At 43.2% G+C, this 23,938-nt stretch carries 31 protein-coding genes, 3 tRNA genes and 1 pseudogene; 13 read left to right on the top strand and 22 right to left on the bottom strand.

Translation table 11 applies throughout. The annotated features are described in order from the left end of the window. Positions 1 to 173: 173 nt before the first annotated feature. Positions 174 to 908 (bottom strand): annotated as a pseudogene (locus AACS92_RS14280) (helix-turn-helix domain-containing protein); the annotation flags it as partial. A gap of 426 nt (positions 909 to 1,334) precedes the next feature. On the opposite strand from AACS92_RS14280, the gene AACS92_RS14275 reads away from it, so the two are divergent. From AACS92_RS14275 to AACS92_RS14235, 9 genes are all read left to right on the top strand, one after another. Then, positions 1,335 to 2,120, top strand: a complete 786-nt coding sequence (locus tag AACS92_RS14275; RefSeq protein WP_193756989.1) for a thioesterase II family protein — start codon at positions 1,335 to 1,337, stop codon at positions 2,118 to 2,120. A gap of 111 nt (positions 2,121 to 2,231) precedes the next feature. Then, complete coding sequence (locus AACS92_RS14270) at positions 2,232 to 2,609, top strand: hypothetical protein (protein ID WP_099111617.1); 378 nt, start codon at positions 2,232 to 2,234, stop codon at positions 2,607 to 2,609. 143 nt (positions 2,610 to 2,752) lie between these two features. Continuing rightward, a complete protein-coding gene (locus tag AACS92_RS14265; RefSeq protein ID WP_099111616.1) occupies positions 2,753 to 3,154 on the top strand; it encodes a GFA family protein in 402 nt (133 codons plus the stop codon). A gap of 323 nt (positions 3,155 to 3,477) precedes the next feature. Then, a complete protein-coding gene (gene uvrY, locus AACS92_RS14260) occupies positions 3,478 to 4,119 on the top strand; it encodes a UvrY/SirA/GacA family response regulator transcription factor (protein ID WP_099111615.1) in 642 nt (213 codons plus the stop codon). Between the two features lie 46 nt (positions 4,120 to 4,165). After that, on the top strand, positions 4,166 to 5,998 hold the full coding sequence (uvrC, locus tag AACS92_RS14255; RefSeq protein ID WP_099111614.1) for an excinuclease ABC subunit UvrC: 1,833 nt from the start codon (positions 4,166 to 4,168) through the stop codon (positions 5,996 to 5,998). Positions 5,999 to 6,054: 56 nt separating this feature from the next. Continuing rightward, positions 6,055 to 6,603, top strand: coding sequence for a CDP-diacylglycerol--glycerol-3-phosphate 3-phosphatidyltransferase (gene pgsA, locus AACS92_RS14250; protein ID WP_099111613.1), 549 nt, complete (start codon positions 6,055 to 6,057; stop codon positions 6,601 to 6,603). 142 nt (positions 6,604 to 6,745) lie between these two features. Next, positions 6,746 to 6,821: transfer RNA gene (locus tag AACS92_RS14245), tRNA-Gly, on the top strand. Positions 6,822 to 6,825: 4 nt separating this feature from the next. After that, positions 6,826 to 6,899: transfer RNA gene (locus tag AACS92_RS14240), tRNA-Cys, on the top strand. 6 nt (positions 6,900 to 6,905) lie between these two features. Continuing rightward, positions 6,906 to 6,992, top strand: a tRNA-Leu gene (locus tag AACS92_RS14235). Between the two features lie 327 nt (positions 6,993 to 7,319). On the opposite strand, the gene AACS92_RS14230 is transcribed toward AACS92_RS14235, so the two are convergent. The 15 genes from AACS92_RS14230 to AACS92_RS14165 form a co-directional block, all read right to left on the bottom strand. Continuing rightward, positions 7,320 to 7,715 (bottom strand): tail fiber assembly protein, encoded by a 396-nt coding sequence (locus AACS92_RS14230; protein WP_099111612.1) that lies wholly within the window; start codon positions 7,713 to 7,715, stop codon positions 7,320 to 7,322. After that, on the bottom strand, positions 7,712 to 8,770 hold the full coding sequence (locus AACS92_RS14225) for a gp53-like domain-containing protein (protein WP_099111611.1): 1,059 nt from the start codon (positions 8,768 to 8,770) through the stop codon (positions 7,712 to 7,714). Before AACS92_RS14225 ends, AACS92_RS14230 begins: the two co-directional genes overlap by 4 nt. 8 nt (positions 8,771 to 8,778) lie before the next feature. Further along, the gene (locus tag AACS92_RS14220; protein ID WP_099111610.1) at positions 8,779 to 9,411 is read right to left on the bottom strand and encodes a DUF2612 domain-containing protein; all 633 of its coding nucleotides are present in this window, start codon (positions 9,409 to 9,411) and stop codon (positions 8,779 to 8,781) included. Continuing rightward, the gene (locus tag AACS92_RS14215) at positions 9,408 to 10,601 is read right to left on the bottom strand and encodes a baseplate J/gp47 family protein (protein WP_099111609.1); all 1,194 of its coding nucleotides are present in this window, start codon (positions 10,599 to 10,601) and stop codon (positions 9,408 to 9,410) included. Before AACS92_RS14215 ends, AACS92_RS14220 begins: the two co-directional genes overlap by 4 nt. After that, positions 10,598 to 10,951, bottom strand: a complete 354-nt coding sequence (locus tag AACS92_RS14210; RefSeq protein WP_099111608.1) for a hypothetical protein — start codon at positions 10,949 to 10,951, stop codon at positions 10,598 to 10,600. Before AACS92_RS14210 ends, AACS92_RS14215 begins: the two co-directional genes overlap by 4 nt. Before the next feature lie 2 nt (positions 10,952 to 10,953). Then, complete coding sequence (locus AACS92_RS14205; RefSeq protein WP_099111607.1) at positions 10,954 to 11,643, bottom strand: phage baseplate protein; 690 nt, start codon at positions 11,641 to 11,643, stop codon at positions 10,954 to 10,956. After that, positions 11,624 to 12,514, bottom strand: a complete 891-nt coding sequence (locus tag AACS92_RS14200; RefSeq protein ID WP_099111606.1) for a baseplate hub protein — start codon at positions 12,512 to 12,514, stop codon at positions 11,624 to 11,626. Before AACS92_RS14200 ends, AACS92_RS14205 begins: the two co-directional genes overlap by 20 nt. Further along, a complete protein-coding gene (locus AACS92_RS14195; RefSeq protein ID WP_099111605.1) occupies positions 12,504 to 12,776 on the bottom strand; it encodes a phage baseplate plug family protein in 273 nt (90 codons plus the stop codon). The genes AACS92_RS14200 and AACS92_RS14195 overlap by 11 nt, the downstream gene beginning before the upstream one ends. Continuing rightward, positions 12,776 to 13,519, bottom strand: coding sequence for a phage baseplate protein (locus tag AACS92_RS14190; RefSeq protein ID WP_099111604.1), 744 nt, complete (start codon positions 13,517 to 13,519; stop codon positions 12,776 to 12,778). Before AACS92_RS14190 ends, AACS92_RS14195 begins: the two co-directional genes overlap by 1 nt. Before the next feature lie 73 nt (positions 13,520 to 13,592). Continuing rightward, positions 13,593 to 14,120, bottom strand: coding sequence for a DUF2335 domain-containing protein (locus AACS92_RS14185; RefSeq protein ID WP_099111603.1), 528 nt, complete (start codon positions 14,118 to 14,120; stop codon positions 13,593 to 13,595). Then, positions 14,092 to 14,298: a hypothetical protein gene (locus AACS92_RS14180; protein ID WP_099111602.1), complete on the bottom strand. Its 207-nt coding sequence runs from the start codon at positions 14,296 to 14,298 to the stop codon at positions 14,092 to 14,094. Before AACS92_RS14180 ends, AACS92_RS14185 begins: the two co-directional genes overlap by 29 nt. 169 nt (positions 14,299 to 14,467) lie before the next feature. Beyond that, complete coding sequence (locus AACS92_RS14175) at positions 14,468 to 15,316, bottom strand: ORF6N domain-containing protein (protein WP_099111601.1); 849 nt, start codon at positions 15,314 to 15,316, stop codon at positions 14,468 to 14,470. 260 nt (positions 15,317 to 15,576) lie between these two features. Further along, a complete protein-coding gene (locus AACS92_RS14170; RefSeq protein WP_241538017.1) occupies positions 15,577 to 16,263 on the bottom strand; it encodes a hypothetical protein in 687 nt (228 codons plus the stop codon). A gap of 188 nt (positions 16,264 to 16,451) precedes the next feature. After that, positions 16,452 to 16,622, bottom strand: coding sequence for an Arc family DNA-binding protein (locus AACS92_RS21945; RefSeq protein ID WP_193756988.1), 171 nt, complete (start codon positions 16,620 to 16,622; stop codon positions 16,452 to 16,454). Then, entirely contained in the window at positions 16,612 to 16,788 is a 177-nt protein-coding gene (locus AACS92_RS14165; protein ID WP_193756991.1) for a hypothetical protein, read from the bottom strand. Before AACS92_RS14165 ends, AACS92_RS21945 begins: the two co-directional genes overlap by 11 nt. Positions 16,789 to 16,917: 129 nt before the next feature. Here AACS92_RS14165 and AACS92_RS14160 point away from each other — a divergent pair, with 129 nt between their 5' ends. Beyond that, positions 16,918 to 17,265, top strand: coding sequence for an Arc family DNA-binding protein (locus tag AACS92_RS14160; protein ID WP_099111599.1), 348 nt, complete (start codon positions 16,918 to 16,920; stop codon positions 17,263 to 17,265). 41 nt (positions 17,266 to 17,306) lie between these two features. On the opposite strand, the gene AACS92_RS14155 is transcribed toward AACS92_RS14160, so the two are convergent. Beyond that, positions 17,307 to 17,813, bottom strand: coding sequence for a hypothetical protein (locus tag AACS92_RS14155; RefSeq protein ID WP_099111598.1), 507 nt, complete (start codon positions 17,811 to 17,813; stop codon positions 17,307 to 17,309). Between the two features lie 76 nt (positions 17,814 to 17,889). Further along, positions 17,890 to 18,354 carry a hypothetical protein gene (locus AACS92_RS14150; protein WP_099111597.1) on the bottom strand — a complete coding sequence of 155 codons (465 nt, stop codon included), beginning with the start codon at positions 18,352 to 18,354 and terminating at the stop codon, positions 17,890 to 17,892. Positions 18,355 to 18,476: 122 nt separating this feature from the next. On the opposite strand from AACS92_RS14150, the gene AACS92_RS14145 reads away from it, so the two are divergent. Further along, the gene (locus AACS92_RS14145) at positions 18,477 to 18,938 is read left to right on the top strand and encodes a hypothetical protein (RefSeq protein ID WP_099111596.1); all 462 of its coding nucleotides are present in this window, start codon (positions 18,477 to 18,479) and stop codon (positions 18,936 to 18,938) included. 18 nt (positions 18,939 to 18,956) lie between these two features. Here the strand turns inward: AACS92_RS14145 and AACS92_RS14140 are convergent, their stop codons facing one another. Beyond that, positions 18,957 to 21,449, bottom strand: a complete 2,493-nt coding sequence (locus tag AACS92_RS14140; protein ID WP_099111595.1) for a transglycosylase SLT domain-containing protein — start codon at positions 21,447 to 21,449, stop codon at positions 18,957 to 18,959. A 468-nt stretch (positions 21,450 to 21,917) separates the two neighbouring features. Here AACS92_RS14140 and AACS92_RS14135 point away from each other — a divergent pair, with 468 nt between their 5' ends. Next, complete coding sequence (locus tag AACS92_RS14135; protein WP_099111593.1) at positions 21,918 to 22,226, top strand: type V toxin-antitoxin system endoribonuclease antitoxin GhoS; 309 nt, start codon at positions 21,918 to 21,920, stop codon at positions 22,224 to 22,226. On the opposite strand, the gene AACS92_RS14130 is transcribed toward AACS92_RS14135, so the two are convergent. Further along, positions 22,187 to 22,570 (bottom strand): hypothetical protein, encoded by a 384-nt coding sequence (locus tag AACS92_RS14130; protein ID WP_099111592.1) that lies wholly within the window; start codon positions 22,568 to 22,570, stop codon positions 22,187 to 22,189. The genes AACS92_RS14135 and AACS92_RS14130 overlap by 40 nt on opposite strands. A gap of 129 nt (positions 22,571 to 22,699) precedes the next feature. Between AACS92_RS14130 and AACS92_RS14125 the strand changes: the two genes are divergently transcribed. After that, a complete protein-coding gene (locus AACS92_RS14125; protein WP_099111591.1) occupies positions 22,700 to 23,197 on the top strand; it encodes a hypothetical protein in 498 nt (165 codons plus the stop codon). A gap of 16 nt (positions 23,198 to 23,213) precedes the next feature. On the opposite strand, the gene AACS92_RS14120 is transcribed toward AACS92_RS14125, so the two are convergent. Both AACS92_RS14120 and AACS92_RS14115 read right to left on the bottom strand, forming a co-directional pair. Continuing rightward, complete coding sequence (locus tag AACS92_RS14120) at positions 23,214 to 23,693, bottom strand: hypothetical protein (protein WP_099111590.1); 480 nt, start codon at positions 23,691 to 23,693, stop codon at positions 23,214 to 23,216. A 53-nt stretch (positions 23,694 to 23,746) separates the two neighbouring features. Then, a complete protein-coding gene (locus AACS92_RS14115) occupies positions 23,747 to 23,908 on the bottom strand; it encodes a hypothetical protein (RefSeq protein ID WP_193756990.1) in 162 nt (53 codons plus the stop codon). Between the last annotated feature and the right edge of the window lie 30 nt (positions 23,909 to 23,938).

Raw genomic sequence — 23,938 nt, 5'->3', positions numbered from 1 at the left:
TCAATGAGTTGTTGATGCCAGAGAGGGATAAATTTTTGACAAAAGTCATCGACGCAGCAGTAAAGTTCTTCTAAATTATACATGCCTGAGGATCTCCACTATTTTGTTTTCTTTAGCAAAAACTTTGATCGTGCCTCAGGCACTTTAGTTCCCTTCTTAAGCGAAGCTCAGGTTAAATAAAGCTGATAGTCGTGATATTCGACACGCCCGCAATATTCTGTACCCCGATCTGTCAAAATTCTTAACATCGGTAATTGATGCGATTCAAGGAACGGCAGCACTTTGTCATTCAGCATATCTGCCGCCGTAATCGGTGTCTTGGTCGTATAGAGTTTGGCAAACGCCACCTTACTGTAGGTATCGACAAACGTCTGCTGGTAAATTCGACCTACGCCTTTCAACGTCCCCACATAGAACGTATCTTGAGACCCCAGATAGCCAGGATGGACAGTATCGATTTCACCGCAGGCCTCATCATCCTGTTTCTTTCTCTCCAGAGCCACCACTTGGGCTTCTGTCAAGATAATCCTCGTCTCAGCCACATGCTTTTCGAGCGCCCGTAAGCGCTTTTTAAAGTTTTCAAGATCATGCCTTAATCAAATAGAACGCACCCCGCTGGGTGAGACAAATATCCCGACTTTACGCAGTTCGTTACTGGTTCTCACTTGTCCGTATGCTGGATAATCAATCGCATATTTGACCACCGCTTGCTCTGTTTCTGGAGCGACCCTGTTTTTGAGGTTGGGGATTCTTCGATTTTGGTTAATAAGGGCATCAATACCACCGGCTTCAACCAATTCTTGATAACGGTAAAACGTGTCTCGTGATACGCCTATGAGTTTGCACGCTTGGGAAACATTGCTCAGTTCCCTGGCAAGATTGAGAAGACCCGCTTTGTGTTTAATGATGGGATTGCTATATACCTTTTCATAATAGTGAGAGTATCAGCATGCGGTGTTCCTTACCCCGCGTGTCACGCGGGGTAAGGAGTACTCCTATCATTTTGAAAAGCTATTTAGTATGTAGCATGAGAGTTACCTCTTCGTTTCTTTGATTTAAGATTCAGCACCTTTAATCAAAGCGGGTAACTCCCTTCTTTTCAAATCGAAGTGTCAGATCTCATCTGAACTAATACAAATAAAAACATAATTGTAGAAACATCTTCGCTGCCCTGTTCCATAAAACCTCAGGACTATAACAAAAAACCCTAAAAGCATTGTATTTTAATATTCGATAGTATGTTCCAAAGACAGTAGCTTTCTGTTAATGAAAATACAGTAATAGTGAAAGTCCTTTATTTTAAGGTATCTAAAAAATAACAATGGGATTCTATTGTGCACAACGAATACTCGCCATACTTTATTAACCTCAGTCAGGTTTTTAACCCAGAAATCAGAATATTTTGCTTCCCTTATGCTGGGGGGAGTAACTCAACTTTTGTTCCTTTTGCCAGAAAAATCAAAGAAAATGTTGAATTTTTAGTCAGCCAACCTCCGGGTAAGGGGGCTAGGTTCAAAGAAAAACCTTATGACAATATGCAAAATCTGGTTGAGGATATATATACCAACATCAAACCACTGCTGGATAAGCCATATATATTTCTAGGGCATAGCTTAGGAAGCCGGGTAGCTTTTGAACTGTTAAGAAAAATCGCTGCAGAATCATTACCATTACCCATTGAATTTATTGCTTCTGGCAGCAGAGGGCCACAGGTTTCAGCCATTCGCAAACCAATAAGTTCGTTAAACGACAAAGAATTTGCAATTGCATTGAAGGATTTCGGCCGCGTAAATCAGCAAATTCTTGAGAACGATGAATTACTCTCGCTGATTTTACCTGCCATAAAAGCAGATTTTAAGATCTCAGAAGAGTATTACTATATAGGAACAGAATCTTTCGCTTGCCCCTTGACAGTATTTGGCGGAACCGATGACCCGCTGGTTGCTGAGCATGAACTTTATTCCTGGTTTGATTTATTCGAACAGGATAAAAATGTTATTTTGTTTCAGGGCCGTCATTTCTTTATTGATGATAATCATGATCTGGTTATTGATGCTCTATCAAAGATAATTCACTCCAAAATATCCAAACGACCATTTAAAACTTTATCAGGTAATTAAAACGATACAAAAATTACGGGCTTCACATTATCTATGTGTGCCCGTAAATTAATATTGATAAAAATAAAAACCAACGTACAATTATAAAAATTTATTAGTGGAGTCCCCGGCATGGAAAAATTTACTGATAAATTAATTAGTCTGGATCGTTTTCTCCTGCGAATACTTCGTTTCCTTTTACATGCGCTAGCTATTTTTTTAATTGGCATTATTCCCGGTGTATTAGGTTTTTTTCTCATTGAAAGCCATGCAATACCTGATGCACTGTTAAATTCTGTTTCAATGATTGGCACACAGACCCTGCATATACAACCAACCAGCACACTGGGGAAATATTTCGCTGCTATTTATGGGTTATTTCTACAGGCTATATTTTTTATTGCGGTCGGATTAGTAGTAACACCATTCGTTCACCGTATTCTTCACAATTGGCATATTGATGATGGTGATGATGAAAGCGATAATAAAGAAAAGGAAAATAAACCCTAACGCTTTCTCTTTATGATTTTAATATCAATAATTGTGATAAGCATGGCATATTAAACAAAATAAATAGTTAAACAACAACTATATTTGATATAAGATTTTATTACTAACGTTTATCTTAAATACTTAAACACATAGGTAATACAATGAATAAAGGCCGTTGTTTGTGTGGTGCAGTAGAATTAAAAACCAATGATCCTATTGATAATATCAATGCATGCCACTGTAAAACATGCCAAAATTGGGGCGGAGGGCCATTTCTCTCTGTAGAATGCAAAAATGATTTACAGATAATAGGAGATGAAAATATTGCAATTTACCCCTCATCAGGGTGGGCAGAACGAGCTTTCTGTAAAAAATGTGGAACTCATCTTTTTTATCACCTACATCACCCCAGCACTTATTATGTTCCAGTAGCCCTATTTGAAAATGGTGATTCTGGAAAATTATCTAATCAAGTATTTATCGATAGCAAGCCCAGCTATTATAATTTTGTTGAAAAAACGCCAATGTTAACCAAACAAGATATTCTTAACTTGTTTAGTTAACTATTTGTATGAGGGGAAACTCCCCTCATACTATTTATCAACTTCTATACTCACGTAAAATTCATATTTCCCCTTCCCTGTTGAAATCAGTATAAATAGTTTTCATCGCAAACAAATCTCGTGGAAATAATTATTTCTATATTTATTTTGTTGATATGTAACAATTTCTTTCTGTTTCTTGCTAATACCAGTATAATGTTGCCCTCATTAGATAAAATGTTTTATACCCGATGGATTTCAAGCGATGGCAATCATGTTGCAACTTGGAAAACAACGGGTGACTTGAAAATCGAAAGTAGGTGTTACGTTGGTGGAGAAGTTGTTTGATTAATGTTTTGTTAGTTGATGATCACGAACTGGTTCGCATTGGCGTGAAAGGCATACTTGATGATGTACGGGGAATTAAAGTTATAGGTGAGGCCGGTAGCGGAGAAGATGCTATTAAATGGTGCAGATCCAATAGTACAGATGTTGTTATGATGGATATGGGAATGCCCGGTATAGGAGGCCTTGAAGCTGCGAAAAAAATAATTCGCTATTCACCTGATACCCGGATCATTATGTTGACCATCCATACCGAAAGCTCTCTACCCACAAAAGTTATGCAGGCTGGTGTCAGGGGTTATTTAAGTAAAGCCGCTACACCTCAGGATATGATCAACGCTATCCGGAGTGTTTATGCCGGGCAACGCTACATTTCTCCTGATATCGCCCAACAAATGGCCCTCGACCAGCTATCTCCACAAAAAGAGAACCCATTGGATGATCTCTCTGAACGCGAGTTGCAGATTATGACAATGATCACTCAGGGCAAGAAAGTGAATGAAATATCAGCACTCCTTAACCTGAGCCCGAAAACCGTTAATAGCTATCGCTATAGAATGTTCAACAAATTAAATATCAAGGGTGATGTAGAATTAACCCATATAGCGATACGCTGTGGTTTACTTGATGCCCCAATATGATAAATCATAGTGGATGATAAAATGAGTCGGTGATGGGTGGTAAATCGTGGCAGAGCAATTTGATTCAAAAACATTTTTAAAAACAGTAACCAGCCAACCCGGTGTTTATAGAATGTATGATGCAACCGGGACTGTGATTTATGTCGGCAAAGCTAAGGATTTAAAAAAACGGCTTTCCAGCTATTTTCGGGTGCAGGTTAGCAGCAGAAAAACAGAATCTTTGGTGAAAAATATCTCTCAGATTGATGTCACTATCACCCATACAGAGACAGAAGCTCTGCTACTTGAACATAACTACATCAAACTTTACCAGCCTCGCTACAATGTATTGCTCCGGGACGATAAATCTTATCCTTATATTTTCTTAAGTGGTGATACCCATCCCCGTCTGACTCTATATCGCGGAGCCAAACATGCTAAGGGAGAGTACTTTGGGCCATTCCCAAACTCCCACGCAGTACGTGACGCACTAGCACTTCTGCAAAAATTATTTCCCATTCGTCAGTGTGAAAATAGCGTATATCGAAATCGTTCCAGGCCTTGCCTGCAATACCAGATTGGTCGCTGCCTTGCTCCATGCGTCAAAGGATTTGTCACGGATGAAGAGTATCAGCAACAAGTAGAATACGTTCGTTTATTTCTGTCTGGTAAAGATCAACAGGTATTGTCTGAACTCGTTAAAAGAATGGAAAACGCAAGCAAACAGCTTCACTTTGAAGATGCAGCACGCTACCGCGACCAGATTCAGGCTGTGCGACAAGTCACAGAACGGCAATCTGTCTCCGGCGAAGGAGATGATTTGGATGCTATCAGTGTTGCCTTTGAAGCAGGCATGGCATGCGTTCATGTTCTATTTATCCGGCAAGGTAAAATTCTGGGGAGCCGGAGTTACTATCCTAAAATTCCTACAGATACCAAATTAGATGAAGTCGTACAGACTTTTCTCGGGCAATTTTATCTTCAGGGTAGCCAGAACAGAACATTACCAACCGCAATCTTACTGGACTTTTCACTACCGGAAAAAGCGTTGCTGGAAGACTCTCTTTCTGAATTATCCGGCAGAAAAATACATATCCAGCCCCGCCCCAGAGGAGACAGGGCTCGTTATCTCAAACTGGCACGCACCAATGCGGCTACTGCATTAACAACCAAACTTTCCCAGCAATCGACAATTCATCAACGTCTGTCAGCACTTGCTGAATTTGCAGGCATCGGAAAAATCCGCCGGATGGAATGCTTCGACATCAGCCATACTATGGGAGACCAGACAGTTGCATCCTGTGTTGTATTCGACAGTAATGGCCCTTTACGCTCAGAGTATCGGCGTTATAACATAAGCGGAATCACAGCAGGAGATGACTATGCTGCAATGAATCAGGTATTACGCCGTCGATACAGCAAAGCTATTGATTCAGCAAAAATCCCTGACATCATCTTTATTGATGGTGGTAAAGGTCAATTAAAGCAGGCAATAGAAGTCTTTCACTCGTTAGACGTTGAATGGGATAAAGGGCATCCTAAACTTATTGGTGTAGCCAAAGGCAGTGACCGCAAAGCCGGGCTGGAAACGCTATTTTTCTCCATAGAAGATGAAGGAATAGCACTTCCTCCTGACTCACCTGCTTTACATGTCATTCAACATATACGTGATGAGTCTCACAATCACGCAATTACAGGTCATCGCCAGCGTAGGGAGAAAGCAAAAAAGACCAGCACACTGGAATCTATCGAAGGAATCGGACCAAAACGTCGGCAAATGCTGTTAAAATATATGGGAGGGTTACAACCTTTACGTAATGCAAGTGTTGAAGAGATCGCAAAAGTACCGTCTATTTCTTATTCACTGGCAGAAAAAATTTATAATGCGTTGAAACACTAAGATTCTTGATGCACCATACCGATAAACTTCACTTGGCCAGATAGTTACTAAGCATTATGCAATTAAATATTCCAACATGGCTTACTCTATTTCGTATTGCCTTAATCCCATTCTTTGTTTTGGCTTTTTACCTGCCTTTCCAATGGGCGCCGATGTTATGTGCCATCATCTTTGTGATCGCTGCGGCGACAGATTGGTTTGATGGCTTTCTTGCCCGTTTATGGAAACAGACAACACGCTTTGGCGCATTTCTGGATCCTGTTGCTGATAAAGTCATGGTAGGCACTGCATTAGTACTGGTGGCAGAGCATTATCATACTTGGTGGATAACATTACCGACAGCAACCATGATTGCGCGAGAGATTATCATCTCATCCCTTCGGGAATGGATGGCGGAATTAGGAAAACGTAGCAGTGTCGCTGTCTCATGGATGGGTAAAGTAAAGACAACGGCACAAATGGCAGCATTGGTTGCTTTGCTATGGCGTCCAAACGCTGAACTTGAAATCGGTGGTTTCATCTTATTATACGCTGCGACAATCCTGACATTCTGGTCAATGTTTCAATATTTGAGCGCCGCACGGTCTGATTTGCGTGAAAGTTGATCCAAATGATGCAAAAACCATCGAACGAACGAGTTTTATAAATAATTGTGTTGACTCATTTCGGGAAATAAGTAGAATGCAACGCATCGAACGGCACATGAGGTTTACGAAATAAGTTAAGTAAATCAAGCGGTTTGAAAAGGCGGGAATAGCTCAGTTGGTAGAGCACAACCTTGCCAAGGTTGGGGTCGCGAGTTCGAGTCTCGTTTCCCGCTCCAAAAAGGCGCGTTGGCAGAGTGGCCATGCAGCGGATTGCAAATCCGTCAACCTCGGTTCGACTCCGGGACGCGCCTCCAAATTTAGCCCAGGTGGTGAAATCGGTAGACACAAGGGATTTAAAATCCCTCGGCTGTAAGGCTGTGCGGGTTCAAGTCCCGCCCTGGGCACCAAATTAAAAACCACTGATAAAACAGTGAGTTAGGGAATAAAAAGGCCACCGCACGGTGGCTTTTTTCTTTGATCAAAATCACGTTTCAGAACATCTTCAGAAGATGGTTTCAGAACATCCCTTTTTATATTTGAATAAATATTCATCAACCCAGCATTACTATATTCAATATATTTCAACGAATTTACGCAATTCATTCCTCAATCATAAGAAATAATCAGTTTCTTCGCTGCTCTGATTGTCAAATCAATTCATCATCTACCACCTCCTGCCTCACATTCCACACCGAACTCTCCGGCATCTGGACACGGACATCCAAGCGACAGACTCACTCCGACTGTTCAGGCCAGACGATATCGGGGGCAGTGGAACAATCCACCAACTGAACTTTCTGGCTATAGCGCATCCATTGTGTGAGGGTTAATTTATCCTCCTCTGTGATCATGCCGAGCATTAACTGCGTTTGCCATGCCTGTGTTTTCTGGTTAATAGCAATAAGCAATGCCTGTTTCTGCGCCTCCGCGATGGCAATATGATCAAGGACAGGTTCAACGATAACCGGTCTGCCATGTTTACCGGCTTTAATCTCCCGCCCTGTTGATGCCGCGCCCATCAAAATCAAATATTCATCATCCGTTATCTCAACGACATCAGAAGGCATGTCGGTATGCACATCACGCTGATAAAACCCGTTTGCTTCTGGTGAGTAATAATATTGATTCATACAACCTCCCCGATGGCTAACCACATAACCCCGGTAATATTATGTGTATTTGTGGATGTCAGCGTGATGGTGTTATTTGTCGAATCAGCAATACTTACCCGATAATTGTTTGTCGGATTGGTATCCATTGAGCTCACAAACTGAGCAAGCCCCCGCCCCACTGACAATGGGTAACTGACCTTTATAGAACCTGCGATAGGAATTGAGACAGCCCCCCATTGGATAACCAATTTCCTATTGTTTAATGGGATAACTACATATCCCGGAGTATGTAGTGAGCCAGTAAAACCAAGATTTCCCATAAACCCCGGTTTGTCTGGAATATCTGCTCCATTCTTAGCCTTTTCGAGCCGGGTGTTCGTACGGTTATCCGTTTCCTGTCGAGTATACGCATTCACGTCCCCTGCGCTGAGCGTGATATCTGACGACAAGTCCTTGCCATTCACCTTACGGCCTGCGGGAACACGGCTGTTGGCGTTGTCGTTGACCTGATTCAATGCTGAATTGGTGGCGTAATCGCCTTTGTCTTGTTTGGTGTTCAGAGCATCGGTGACCGCATTCTGGCTCATCACCTGTGCTTTACTGTTGCCGACTGATTGCACTACATCAGAGCGATTGAGCTTTTTGTTTAACTCATCCAAAAGCTGCGTTGTGTTCACTTGTTTCCATGCTGCATTCACTTTCTCCGATGATTCTTTGTTAAAGTTAATTTTGTTGTTATCCACCAGACTCTGAAACTCGCGGGTTTCATCATCAGACTGCAATATTGCCCCTTTGGGATAACCGCCCGTCGAATCAGCATATTCCTGCGAATATTTAAACTTCCCGCCTTGGGATAAATACACGATATTGTCTGAAATCTGATTCAGGATGCCGTTAAAATCGCGTCCACTAGGGGGTAAACCGCCTGCGGTGACGGGCATCATAGTAATTTGCGGGAAGCCGGTATCCCATGTGGCCTTTTGGCTGGGCAGGTCTGATTTGTGATTGGCAGGTATAGCATCTTTCTGCCCGTTCTGTGCGAAGGGCTTAGGGATTAAATTAGGGTTTTTCATTGTTCACCTTATTGTGCAAAAGCGGCCTGACCGAAAGGCTGGAAGCCTGTTCCGTAAAAGCCGAAAAATTCACCCGCGGGCAGTTCTGCGATAGAAATCTGAACCCCTGACGGATGCGGTAAGATGTGGTGGTGGTAAATCAGGTTCTTTTCTAATTCCGATAACCGGTATTCAAAAACATATCGTGCGGTCATGTGTCCGGTGATCAGGTAATAGGCCCGGCCTGTAAAAATACGACTTTTCAGGAACCGGTTAATATTTGGTGCGGTGGCATACAGAATGTTCGAATACGCTTTCATTAAAATCACATCCCGATAAGTGGAATCATCCATCTTGTAGGACATATCTGACGCCCCACCGCTATAAAACGGTGATTGGTCGAATGGTGTGTACTTCTCTGTCTCCTTAAAGCCGAAATAATCGGCATTCGGATCGGGTATCGATAAATCTCTGCCTATCCCGACAATCCGCCCCCATATATCCAGCCCGAACCCTTTTGCCGTAAGCACATTGACTGCCAGATGATAGAATTCGTCTGTGCTGGCTCTAGGGTCTACAGTGTCATTAAAATCATTGAGGATGGTGCAGATAGTCGGGCTATTGGCGTACTGGCTCAGGAAGGTGTCTTTTATCTGAATCATGACGTTATCCTTATGTCATCCACTGATAACACCGGGAACTCATCAATGCCAAATTCCAGATAATTTGCTACCGTCTCGCCTTTTCTGGCCACCTGAACCGCGATTAACCGCTCAGTCGCAGCTTGGGCCACAACACAAATGTAATCACTGGCAATCAGTTTCTCGGCGATGCGACCTTTTCCCCGGCCTGTGGTGAATTCATTCATGACCGCCTGACGGGTGGCTTCTTTATCCTGATGGGTTAATTTCAACTTATCTTCAAAGGTGATAATAAACTCCACCGGGATATGATGCGGTCTGATGAACTTAATGTCATAAACAGGCGGCATGTAAGGAAAGCTTTCGGTATCTTCGTACTTGACCGTATTATTACCCACAAACGAGCAGCCAGACCCGGCTTTGCTCAGAATATGTCGGGCAATCTCATTATCATCGCCACCTACGACAGAGACTGCGATTGAGTTCCGAATCAGTGGATAATTGGTAAACCCTACGGTTTTTGTTTCGTTAGACGGGTTATCAACAACGTAACAGTCGATCACGCCCTTAAGATTACCTACTGCTCCCCGTGTCGCGGCATTGGTGTTTTTAGCATTGACGGCTACCGACTGCTGTCGTCTTAGCTCAAACTCCTGTCGGGATTCGGCCTCTTTACCCACAATGGCGGCCTGTTTATTGATAACTGAGTCTACCCCGGCAACAGCCTTCACAATGCGATTAATGGACTCGGCAGCCGCTTCAATTCGTCCAATAACATCACAGTAAACATGCACAGTGACGAGTCCATCATCACCGATTGTGACTTCCGTCTGCGTACTCCACGTCCTCCCGGCGTTATCAGCCACCTGAAAGCCAACCGGGATAGCCGTATTGACCAGCCCATTAACCGTGATTTCAGCAACGGATTGGGTTGCCTGTTTGCGTTGCAGGAAATAAATATACCCCAGCGCATCCTGCATCAGGCCGTCAGCGTAACGCGGGTCAAAGCTGTTCAGAAGATGGATAAAGAAGTTACGTTCGTCGGTGATAATCGCAGTTAGCGTCGTCACTAGTTGGCCTTGCGGGGTGTTCATGTCGGTATTGAGATTGTCACCAAAGCACCCTTTAAGCACCTGCCACCAGCCGTCAATCACTTCCTGTGTGGGGGGCGCTAATATCCCCTGCGGAGTGATTTGTAATGTTGGGATCATAGTTCGATGGCTCCCTTGGTTCCGTTAATGTCAGTAAAAAGTATTCGTCCTCTTACTACCCTGTCATTGGCGGTGCTGAGTTCCGCTGTAGCTGACATCACTCCCTCGACAGACATCGCCGCATCCTCTAAATACTTGCGGTACATCGCCAATGAATAGCGGTTCTTGCCTAAGATTTCCTCCAGATACGGAATACCGTCCCCTTGCGAGTAATACAGGTCTTTCACAAAGACCCGGCAGGCATTAGCCACTGACTGCGCTCTGGCGTACTGGTCTGAGGCCACAGCAATGTTGCCCGCCGCATCGAGAGTTAAATCCCATGTGGCAGGCATTAAAAATAATGTCCGCATGATTACGCCTTCTGGTTAGGTGGGCTGGTATTTGCGCCTTGCCCGTGTTCGGGGTGAGTGTGGCGGTTATAAATTTCACGCATACCAGCCATAGACTGGCTATTGATGGTTGTGTTGTCGGTAATGTTACTCTTGGCCTGAATGGTACTGGTCGTCTCAACCGGCGCATCCAGTACAATTTTAGTGGCTTTGACGTTCACGATGCCGGTGGACACAATATCCATTCCGCTCTCCAGAAAATGGATAAACTGGCTAGGTGTGCCATTAAGCAAGCCACCGAGATAGAGACTGTCTGCCATATCGTATTTACGTTTACTGCCAGGTGGCGCTGAATTCTTGGTTCTCTTCACCTTCGAGATATCCCGGCTGGCGGTAAAGCAAAAGCCCAAATCCCCCACTTTCGGGTCAAGAATGACGGCGTTCTCGCCGCCCTGATAGCGAAAATACGGCACATTGTAGACGGTGGCATTTTGATAAATATTGCCTGCCCCATCGACCTGTTGCACTAGAGGTAAAATATCGACATACCCTACCGGGCCAACTCCGCCCCCGTGGATTTTCTCTACCCGGCAAATGGTCACCGTGCCCATCCTGCCAATCAGCGACCAGATAATGGCTTCCTGACTGAGCGCCCCGCCTGCGGTGGTTTGCGGGTCATAGAGTGAGACCCGTTCACTTTTTGATGGTGGCATGATTTTCTCCTCGTCGGCTGGCTGAGACTTCCATCGCCCACTGGGCGGAATCCTGTTCGGTTTCTAATAGTGTCCTGATACCAAAGACCAACCAGTCGCCGTTGCATATCTTTATCAGGCTATCCGCAATACGAACGATGCCGCCGAACCGCACCAGCGGGTCATAGAAGCACTTGAACTGAACGCCGATCATGGTCGGCACGGGGTAACTGATTAAGCCCGTTTCCGGTGAGATGACCGGAATTTTTAAGGTACGCCGGGGACTGTCTTTATAGGTGATGGCAACATTCTTGTCTTCGATATACACATCCAGATTGGCGGCATGAGCCAGTTGGCGGATTTTACTGATGTCTGTGTCGTACAGATACGGATTGGATACCTTCACGCTTACCCCGTTAGATTCAAAGGTGTAACCCATGCGTTGGCAAATTGTCGCCATCAGCGCGGACACATCCTGTTCTCCCTCGTGGCTTTCGGCATTGACGCCCTGCATTTTGTCCAACACGGCAGTTTGGGATTCAATCACCAGTGACGCATTGGGAGCATCGCCAAAATCTGGATAGGCAAACGTAATGCCTCCCCTAAAGACCTGCGATAACGCCTCGCCTTCTTCACCGGCTTCAATGGTCATGGTGTTACGCAGGGCCTTAATATCGTTCCACTTGATGCGCAGCAGCTTCTCCATCGTTTCAATCGGCAGGCCATAGGCTTTCACCCGCGCATAAGGAGTAATTGCCCCGTTGCCGTAGTTAATTTCGGCGTTAATACGTAGCCCGGTGGCAGCGAGTTTATTCTGGCTGGATGAGGTGAAGGATTCGTCTTTGCCTGAAAGCGTGAGCGTGATTTTGATAACTTTGCGATTAAATTTCATCGTTCCATACCAGTTTGTAGCGGGAACCGAGTCCGGTGTATTGCGGGTCAGTATTCCCTTCAATGTCCACAAAGACCAGCCATCGACAGATATACGACAGATTCCGGCAGATACGGTTACACACCAGATACTCGCCGTTCTTTTGTACCGTGGCGAAAATATTTCCCAGTCGGCTCTCAAGAGTCAGGTCGATTAGGTCTGTACCAATTGTGAATGAGGTTGTTTGGTTGGGAATGGGAGATAAAGTAATTTCGACAAGCATTAAAAGAACCCTCCGCCATTGATTTGTTGCCGCCCCATCTCTAGGAGTTCTTTACCCTTATCAAGGGCTTTTCCTAATGCACCGCCGACTCTTTCGCTAAAATCCCCAATCCTCTTTAATTTAGTTTTTCTGCTATCCAAAATATCATCCAGTATGCCGTTCACTTCTTGCTGCTGCGCTTCCACTTTTTGCGTTTGATCGCCCGTGTCCTTTTTCTTAGCATCATCCGGGTTCTTCACTTCCTCTTTGTCATATTTGATTTTTACCTCCCTGACTTCTTCCAGATGGACATTCACCTTAATCAGCGTAGTGCCGTCTTTGGCTTCCCGTGCAAGGTCATAGCCGACAATGGCGGCATTGATGTAGACAAATTCCGGCGTGACCACATGAAATTTCAATGTGCTTTTCGCTAGTATCTCAAGCTGAGACAGGAAAGCACCGCGCTCTAATGTACCACCTGAGCTTTTGCTTAACTGAACCGTCACTTTGTAAGGCTCACCGACCTTGTTATAAGAAGCAAATGAGCCGTTCTCTATCGGGGCACTCACAACCCGATACTGGTTCTGGTATTGCAGGGATATCACGCTATCTGCCAACAACAGAGGGATGCCATACTGATTGAATATTCCCCAGTAGTTGCCGAACAATGTATTTATTAACGCTGCACCACCCAGGCTAATCCCGGCATCAATTGCGGCGTTGGGGATACTCTTCCAGTTAGGGATATCTGGTTTTCCAAACATAGTTCACCCCGTTTTTTGGATGTAAAAAAAGCCGCACTAGGCGGCTTATTGAGAATAATGTAAGAGTGCGGCGTTAATCGTCGCTATCATCTGGTGACTGTTTCAGATAACGCCCCAAAACAAACACTGCCACCAGCCCGACTAAATCCAGTGTCACTAGTAGACTGGCAAAACCTATTTCACCGCTGCTGGCAAAATAAAAAGCGCCACACAGGATAAGCAGAGCAAGACCAAGCCCCATCCATTGACCTCTCCTGTCCTTTGACATACCGCCATCAACAATTTTGTTGTCCATATCATGCCGATGTCTTTGTTCTTTTTCTGCCAAAGAAAGCAACCGCTCAGCAGCACCCGGTAGAATATTTTCATACTCTCTTAGCTGGCTTGGCGGTGGGATTGGGCCTTGAAATTCGAATATCTTATGCTGTATGACTGAAACAATATTAGGGTTATCCAATATCCTGTTCAGTGCAGCCGGATCAGATATCAGCCGCTCTTCTATAACGGCTATACTATCTTGGAGTGGCTCACTACCTTGATGCTCATTAGCATTCTCCGGTAGTGAGTTATCATTATGCGGTTTTTCTGAGCTTTTGGGCATTGGCTGACTCACCAACAGTAACGATTGAAGTATTCATATCTTTCGATATGTTCATCATATCTGACCTTAATCGCTGTGCATCGGAGCCAGTAGGAATAAGCTTGCGGTAATCAGTCGCTGGCATGATATCCATAATACTGCCCATCGCTCTCATGTAGCGGCGTATTGTAGCTGTCATGATTGCCTCCTGTCCTGAAAGACTCATAGTGCCAAATGGCACTTTAGCTCTTAGTTTAATCCAACAGTTTTGGCATTACAACTTATCGAAAGGTTTCAAAACAAAAGTATCATTGTATGCATTCTATACGAATAATGTTCATTTCTGCCGTCCGTGGCTTAGTGTTTACTCAGCAAGCAAATCTTCGTTCAAGCCTATTCCTGAGGATGGAGATAGGCCCGCACAAATTATTGAATGCCCCGTTAAACGCGTCTGCTATATCAGGTGTCAGAACAGTAAAATGCGGATTGAACGTTTCCCACACCTCTTTAAAATTCATTATATTTTTATATAGAGCATTAACGTTACTTAACTCAAATGATAAATCAATTTGCTGAGATACAGGCAAAGCCTCTTGACCTAGAAACTCACCTTCAATCACTTTAGTTGCCAGATATGCTATCGCAGACGGAAGCTGATCATGGCTGAGTTCGTCAATATGGTTTACCCCAAACTCACGATGCACCATCTGGAATAACGTTCTATCACTGATGCCATATTTACCCATTAGGGTATTAACCAGTCCACGTAAGGGAGTGCGGTCATGGGTTGTGGTTTTAGTCTCAACCCCTTTCAGGTTAAAGTAGAAATCTTCCAGTTTCCCGAACACATCCCATGCTTTGTCAGTATCCAGCATTTTAGCGTGACGAGCTGCGCCGCGTTCTGTCCATAAAGTTAAGCTACGAGCATTCTTTCCAACTAACTGACAGTTAGTCAGTCTGTTATCAACAGAGTAGCTTAAAGATACTCTGTTCTTAATCTCTTGTAATTCCTTACCTTTAACAGTAAAAAAATGTTTACCTTCGCAAAACCTACCTTTATTTCTAGCGTGATTTTGACGTATACGAACAATATCAGTTTCATAAACATCAGCTAACAACTCAGTAGTAATGACCGGAATACGGTTGTACATGATCGGTGTCATATGTTCTACTGAGGGGGAGTTTTTAGTTAATTCGTTAACTGTTATACTTACCATGTTTACTTCCTTTCGGTTGGGGTAAACGTTGTATAAGAGGCCCCTGACTATTGCAGTAGTTGGGGGCTTCGCCGTTTAAAGCGACATCATTTATTACGTAACTGTAACCTTTTGTAAATATTTACCTGCTAAATTTGGGAAGCGGCTCGAAAATTAGACTAATCAATCGATTTAAGATAGGGAATCGGTTGCATACCCTTAATAACATTGATAGCTTGATTGTTCGCTCTTCGCCTTCCGTGGCTTCAATTCCTTAACAACTACTTGCTTGTGATTGAAAACCTAGCCATCTTGGGATGATGCCACTGCGAACCACGCTGTTCAGCCTCTGCCATCATTTGGCGTAAAGCCTTTTCGAATGACTCTTCATGCACAACTGACATCTGAATAACCTGCCCGCCCGGTGCTGTATGTGGCACTTTTTTGTGAGGAACCGACCAAGCCATGACTAACTGCCTACTCTTAGCATCACTCAGTCCGTAAGTGGCTCTCAGGTGGCTGTAACCCTGATAACCGACAGGGATAGTACCTTGTTTTATTTGCTCGACGTCTTGTTCCATTGCTGTGATGCGGCGATCATGCTCAACATTCGCCAATGCTACAGCCGCGATAATTTCATTTTGAGTTAATGGTCTGGCATTGTGCATAGCTTCTAAATCATCAACCAAAACACGGCGAACGGCTTTAGATTCACGAGCAGCAACTCGAAGAGCCTGCTTTAACGTCATCTCGATAATTTCAATATCAGCGCCATTTTTCTGACCTACAAAAATTTTGTAGGTTTCCCCATCTAACTCATCTTTCACCCGATCAATGAATACGTTATTACGGATTGCATTTTCAGCACACGATCTTCTGGCATTGTTAACCATTATTAACAACCGCTGAGTGTCAATGGTTTTTTCGGTGACAAAATTGAAGCCATTTGCTACATTATTATTAGTCATTAAAAGCTCTCCGTAGAGTTAGTTTGATTGAAGCCAGTAGCCGTTAACTACTGGTTTTCTGCTTTTAGAGCGCCTGCAAGTGCCCTAGAAAATTAATTTGTCATTCGTTACAATGGCTAAGTTGTTTATCTCACGGTAAATAGCACTCAGGAGCCTTAGTTGTTCGCGCAGCTAAGGCTTCGCTATTCCTACGCTGCATTCTTCCGCTGTCCTCTAGCTCTATTCATCCTGTCCTTCAATATCTTCACGATCTCTGCATTTAGAGAGCGGCCATTATTGTTGGATTCTTCCTCATACCATTCCCTAACCTCATCCGGCATCCTCAAGGGATACGGGGGTATTCTTTTCTTATGACTCATTTTTATTTCTCTCTTCTGCATACCAAGCTATAGCCTGATTAATCACTGAATTTTGAGAAATTCCATCTTTTCTAGCCAGTTTACATATCTGGTCTTTCAGGTATTCAGTGGTTCTTAACTGCATCTTTCCGGTTTTCTTTCTTGTGTCTAGTTCTGTGTTCATCATGATTCCTTTTTTTAGATGGAAGGCTAGTTGACTCTAAAGGCTAGTTGCCTCTAAAGGTAATTTAGCACCATTGATAATAAAGTCAAGTAGCCACTATACTTATTTAAGTACATTTTTGAGGTAACAGTTATGAGTAAGTATCCAAGCCAAATACAAGACAAGTTTACCGTCAGATTTCCTGATGGAATGCGGGATGAAATAGCCAAGATTGCAGAAGAAAACGGACGTTCAATGAATTCTGAAATCATTGAAATGTTAAAGTTTTCAATTGGATTTAAAAAAGATTCAGGTAATACTGGATTTGGCATTGCCATTCCTACCAGTGTCACCCGCACAATTCTTTCTCGCAATCCATCTGAAGATAAAACAACAACTTTAGCCTTACTTAAAGAGGCGGCACTCAGCCTTCAGAAAATAGAAAACTTACTTGAAATATCTAACTCTAATGACGATGAACCCAACAAAAAAGCCCCTTAGGGGCTGTTTTGTAAAGTTGGGCGTTTTGAGCTGTTTATAAACTAATTCTTACTTGTGTCAATTTCCTTGCACCAGTTGGTTTGTATGACTATAGATTGGAATCCATTAACAAAAGTCATAGCAGCTCCTAGGTCAATTCCTCCATTATCAAGGTAATTGTATCTAAATGTCATACCCGGACTCCCTGAAATACCTAAAAGATCAGGGTTTTGAAGATACTGTGTACCATCTTTTTCTGGCTTTTGAAGCCTTAATCCTCTGCTGGAGTATGATACTCCGTTTGATAAGACAACTGCCATAGAAGCACTTGAATCATCTATTCTGCCTATTTTTAGCAGCATCCTGCCATTATCAACTATAGTAACTCCTCCATACAAACCAGAATCAACGGCAGTCACGTACTCGCATTTATAAAGCCCGTCTTTTACATAAACGGCGGTGTCATCGTAATTTTTTTCTTCCTGTTTTGTCTGTCGTGGGTGATCAACAATAGTGCATGAGACTGAAGATGCAGCTATCACCAATAATGCAAAGTATTTTTTTATCATGATTAGTTTCCATCTTCAGGTAATTTTTACTGTCATCTGAATTTCTTGGTTTGAAGTCAGTAAGTTATGAAGAAAATTAATCAATCCCAAATTTTCTTTTAAGAACGGATTTGTGTTGTTCGATAAATTCTCTTATTTTCTCCGCCCTTTCGTTTGTTGTGCCCATCTTTACATCATAATCTAGCAGTATTTGGAGCATTTTCTTTCTTTCACTTGCGGTTACTTCCTTTGCATGAAGTTTAAACATAGCTCTAACTGCTGATACAAACTCTTCGCAAAGAACAGGCTCATTGCATTCTTTGCTTAAAATATCTTCGTTTGGCATATAAATAGCATAAGAGATTCCATCCATATTCATTTTTACTTCAGGAATGGTATTATATTTGGGCTTTACGTAAGTTGCTTTATCATCTTTAGCGTTGTAATTGTTTAAAACCTTTTGAAAGTTATTAAAAGCAATTTTATTTTTAGGCTCAGGAAGAGCAGCAGAATTCACTACGCCAGATACTAGCAGTAAAGCAACCGCAACTTTCTTTAACACTCATCACCCCCACATAACAATTAATTTGCTCCAAGTATAACCATCACGCTCAAATAAAACACAGGATAAACAAATTAGTGTTATGCTATCCACATAGATCAACTACTTTGAGGTGCAATGTAATGAGATTAATAAAAGCCGCACTCCTTATAATTGCCACTGTAATAGCATTACCTTCTCTGGCAGCAGAGAATAAAAAATATGAGTCTATGACTTATGCAGGTAATGATTACTATATGGATATTCGCGCTGGGAAAATATATGGCATTTATGATGTACCCAAGAATAATTCAAGTGATGTTGCAGGCTATTGGTTTAATTGCTCTGCCCCCGTTACAGAACGTGTCACTGTTGTTTCTGTTACACCAGACGAAAGAACGATTGAAAAATTCAAGGTTAAAGATAGTAAAGGTGATTATGCAACCTATAATATTTCACCAATCTATAAAGACATTCCTGACTTTGCACGGGGCTATATAAGCTCCCTGATTAAGCAAGATGCCAAAATAAAACTGACTTCTCGTGCCTGTGGCAGCGGCGGCTTCCCTACCTTTGAATCCGTTGAACCTATCAAAAAGTCTTGAGCTAAGCGGAAATCCCGCTTAGCCCATCGATGTCATAATTTGAGAAAGACTTAACCTAGCGGCCTCACCTGCATCAGTTACAGTTCCAGTTATCGTATTTGCGGATGTGACTACATTAATATCTCCGTTAAGGTCTACTTTGACATTATTAGTTGCACCAGCCATAGGCATACTACGTATTTTCTCGGTTTGTGCGAGGAACTCATGAGGGGCGGTCATGTCCATATTTGGGATAATTGGTTGATTCATCCTTGCCTGAAAGTCAGAAAGTGACTGCACAACACCCTGAGCCTTCCGATCCTGTAGTTCTTTTTCCCTGTAGCTTCTGACTCTTTGGATATAATCACGTGTTTCTTTTGGCATATTTTTCATACCAAACTTACTCATATTACCAGTACCCCAATTATATCCAGCCAACATCTTATCTATATCGCCTTTAAATTGCCTGGATAAATCACCGTACATTTTAGCTGCTGCGTCCGATGATTTATACCAATCGAAAACATCATTGCCTTTTAGCCCATATGCTTTGGCTGTTGGTGGCATGAATTGAAATGGGCCTTTAGCACCTTTCTTAGAAACCTCAAATCGATTCCCTGATGATTCAGCCATAGCAACCCCGTATAACCAACCGGCTGGCAGCCCCTCCTTCTTCTCAAGCTCCATAAAATACCCTCTCATGGCATTGAGAGCAGCCTGACCTTTTAGCTTATTGGCATTCGGGGCAACACCGTTAAGTTCATCAAGAGTCATTTCACCGCGCTGAACTTTGCGTTTGCGTCTGTCGAGATCAGGATCGCCGGTTGGAATATCGAGGGTGGTTGGGGTGATGTGGTGGCCTGTTCCCTTGCCACGATTATCTACCCATTCACCATTAACCCATCTGGCATCACCTTGACCTATCGCAGCCATTCCCGCATATTTCCAGTTTGGGGCAGTCCTGAATCGCTGGAACCAGTCATACTCACCAAACACTGAATTAAGCACAGCATCAACATAATCAACACTCGCATATGCCGCGCCAGCAGCTAAACCAACCGCTCCGACTCTCCCTACTGCGCCTAATTTTCCGGCCTTATTACCAACCTTGGCGGCTTGTTTGCCTATCCCTTTAATGCCTCTACCCACTTTAGCGAATGCTTTTAAAATCTTACCTACCCAGCTCACAGCAATATAGGTAGCAAAGCCAGCAAAGGCTGTTTTAAGAAGATTAAGCTCACCATTAGTATCAGTGAACCACTTGCCAATCGTTGTCCCTTTGAACCATTTTTCCAGCTTCTCTAACTGCTCCATGATCCAGACGAATGACTTATGCATTGCGCCCCAGTCAAAGAACGAATCCTTACCTTCTTTCCAGCCTTTGTAGTCGTCATAGAGAAGCCATAACGCAGCAATAAAGGCAAAAATTAAGCCAGTACCAGTGATTAACGGAGCAAACAGAGCCAATACCGCTAAGGCCGCTCTTGCAACAACAGGGATTAAAGTGATACCGATAACCGCAGCCATTCCCTGAAATAGTGTTATGACTGTCTCCCGATTCTTATTCAGGTAGTCAAGAAATCCCGTTACCATCTGAGATAATTTCAGTAAGCGCGGTATCAGGTAATTCGCCACCAGCGTTTTCAACCCTTCCCATTGCTGGCTGAGGACGGCGTTTTGCTCCCTGAGTTTGCGGTTAAGTTCCAGCTCTTCCTTCGTGGAAATAACCAAATCCTTCTGTGCATCCAGCTTTTTCTGAATGGCTTCACGACCTTCTAACAGGGTATTAATCGTACCGTCATCCATCCCCATGTTTTTAGCGATGTTATAGGCTTGTGGGCGCTCCATTTGAGACATGCTGTCAGCCATATCTAACAGAATATCATCCAGATGTCTGAGCTTCCCTTGCGAGTCTACAACCCCGACACCTAGGGCATTAAAGAACGGAAGAATAGAAGCATCACCGACGGTCACTAAATCCCACAGTGACTTATTGAGGTTGGACATCGTAGCTGTCATACCATCAGCGCTGCCACCTGACATTTCAGCGACGTTCTGCCATTTTTTTATGGTTTCCGCGCTCATGCCGAGGTTCTTACTCAGGAAGTAAATCTTGTCATTGGCACTTGATATTTCACCAATCAGTTTCGTAAGTCCTGTCGAAACAAAGATAGTGGTAAACAGCCCGGCTAAGGCTTTGACTGCGCCGTTTATCGCCTTGTCCCAGTCCTGCGTTTTCTCTGTCGTTCCTTTGATATTATCGGAAAAATTCAAGACAACATTGGATGTATTTTTAGCTGACTTCCCCACGTTATCCGTGGATTTAGCCAGTTTTTGGTTAGACTGTTCAAAGTCTGTGGTACTGTCTGCGGCTTCGTTCACCCCATCAGAGAGTTTCACTACCGCAGTGGATGCACCACCAGCCTTTTTATCCAGATCATCAAGCGCTCTGGTTGCTTTGTTAGCATCACTGGCAAAGCTGTTCATATCCAGTTTGAGCGAAACAAGCAATGTATCGACGAGGGTAGCCATTTAGCTCTCCTTTGGGCGTAAAAAAACCCCGCATTGAGCGAGGCTGGTTTTTGGTAATGCAATAAATTATTTAGATAGCACTATCGATAAAAGCACAAACATTGATGGAAATAAAAAGAAGATAGCCAATATTGAAAAGAATACTCTGCTAAATTTTGTTTTAAATATACATGCTGGAACTATAAGACCTAGCCCTATAGGAATAGTAGCGCACCAAAATAAACTAAATAGGACAATATAAGCATCAAAAAGTGAAGCTATTGTTTGCATCATTTCCTCCATGCATATTCTCTCATGCGTCCATTGTCATTCACCAGAATATATCAGCAATACCACTGACTCATTACCGTCTTAACTGAGGTTAATTGCCTGCTTTTTACCACATCAGGCGAGGTGGTTCCTCACTTACCGTAATTAAGGGAAAGTGATAGGTTGGTCGATTCACAATCAAAATGAGGAATAAGAAGAATGGCAAATTATTTAGTTCGAGTTGAAATATATGATGCTGGATATAATGAGTACGAAGAATTACATAAAAAAATGAGAGACCTTGGATTCTATAAATCCATTAAATTCTCTAACGGTAAAAGCCATGATCTGCCAGATGGTACTTACTTTGGAAAGCCTGATTGGGAAAAATCGACTGTCTTATCCAATGTGAAGAGAGTATCTAAACCACTTTCGAAAAAAGACCCAGCAATATTTATCTGCGCATTTACTGATTGGACGGCTTCACTTTACCCATCTAAGCGACCACAATCAACTACTGGCACTTGACCATCTTTAGGTAAGTTGGCTCGCCTGATAGCAATCATATCGGCGACCAACTTTATAGCTTGATCAAAGGTAATACCTTCTTCTTTTGCTAACTCCGATATTACTATTTCAATCCCGCGCACTTTTAAGCGTTCGCGTTGACTTGACCCAACTCTGCCATATTCACTGTCTGAATCACAAAGTTTTGAAAAACCCCTCACTATACTTTCAGCTAGATTCTCCAGTCTGGCTGTTTGTAATTCCTTATGCTCATTATCAATTAAATACGCTTCACGAATAGCGATTGCTTTGTATGTTTCAACTGCTGCGGCTCTCACATCATCTGGTAATTTTTCAAATTTCATTATTCTTCTCCCGTTATTGGTTTAATGTGTCTGCATATTTAACCACCTCAGACGGCAGTGGTTTTGCTACTCCCCAGCAACAAAATCGATTATTATTTAATCACCCCAGCGAACAAAAAGAGAAAATAAATGGCAACGCTGAAAGAGAGACATCTTATGATTATTCGTGCACTAAATAACCCTGACAGGCCGTTACAACCTATCAGTGATGAAAAACTGAATCTTTTGGGTGATATGTTAGGCTGGGATCAAATGGCTGATGACACTCGCTATTTGATGAATATTGGGTTAATTAACCCTGATGCCGTGGGTTTTAGCTTTGACGGTCGCTACACCTTTCGCACGGATTTTATGGCATTGACCGCAAAAGGATTTGATTATGCCAATGTGGATACTATCGGCAGTGAATTAAATGCCGTTACTATCAAGATACACAAAAATACCCTTGAGCAGATTGAAACTATTATTACGTCTGCCAATTTGCCTGAGTCAGAAAAGAAAACCCTTTTGCAATTAGTGAAAGAAAAAGGCGCTGAATCTGTCGTGGGTAAATGTGTTGATACCTTATTCGCTAACGCAGGCACGGTGTCACAAGTGCTCTCTGAGCTGGCAAAAAATGTACTTTAAGCCCATAACGGGCTTTTTATTCCCCCATCCGGTTACACTTGCCCAGTACTGCATTCACTGGGCTAAAGGCATCACTACTGCTTAATGCCGCTATCACACCCGCTTTTTCCGTGCCAATCACATACGCAAAATTGTTGTCATCTCTGGCGACATGATAGCTCACCTCTGACGGACTGCTTGAACCGGCTCCTAAACTGGCGCTCACGTAACCCCATGAGCCGGACGGCCTTACATCAAAAGCCATGCCCGGATGCAGATCAACACCAATGTACTTACCGTCTTCATCCGTGCTGACATTCATCATAGCTTTCGGAAAGTAACCGGACGGAAAGCCCTTGAGGTTTTGCGTATCCTTAAAGATATAAGCGGGGTACATATCACAGAAATAGTTACCATCCCGGATAGCTAACTTACCGTCATCCCCTTTATACACACCGCTATCTGCCAGTAACGTACAGGGGAATAACAGTAAAGCCGCAGCGATTTTCTTGAACATCGGACACCTCACAACAAGATAACCTGTGTTAAGTATAGCGTTTTTGCCTGAATTTAAGGGTGATTGCCTTCCATCTCTTCCTTGAGACGCTTGTTATATTCACTAGCCTGACCGATTTCTATCAGATTCATGGCAGCCTCAAGGCCGTAGACCGTGGCTAACTCATGGTAACTGGCATAGCCGGCGGTCACCACCTGAAAGACTACACTGGACACATTCACGGTCTCCGCCAGTACCCCGGCTTT

Origin of the sequence: Xenorhabdus sp. KJ12.1, from assembly GCF_963876495.1 — a bacterium.
Classification (GTDB): Bacteria; Pseudomonadota; Gammaproteobacteria; order Enterobacterales; family Enterobacteriaceae; genus Xenorhabdus; species Xenorhabdus stockiae.
The sequence above is the reverse complement of the archived record's forward strand: the minus strand, read 5'-3'. Positions and strand labels throughout refer to the sequence as shown.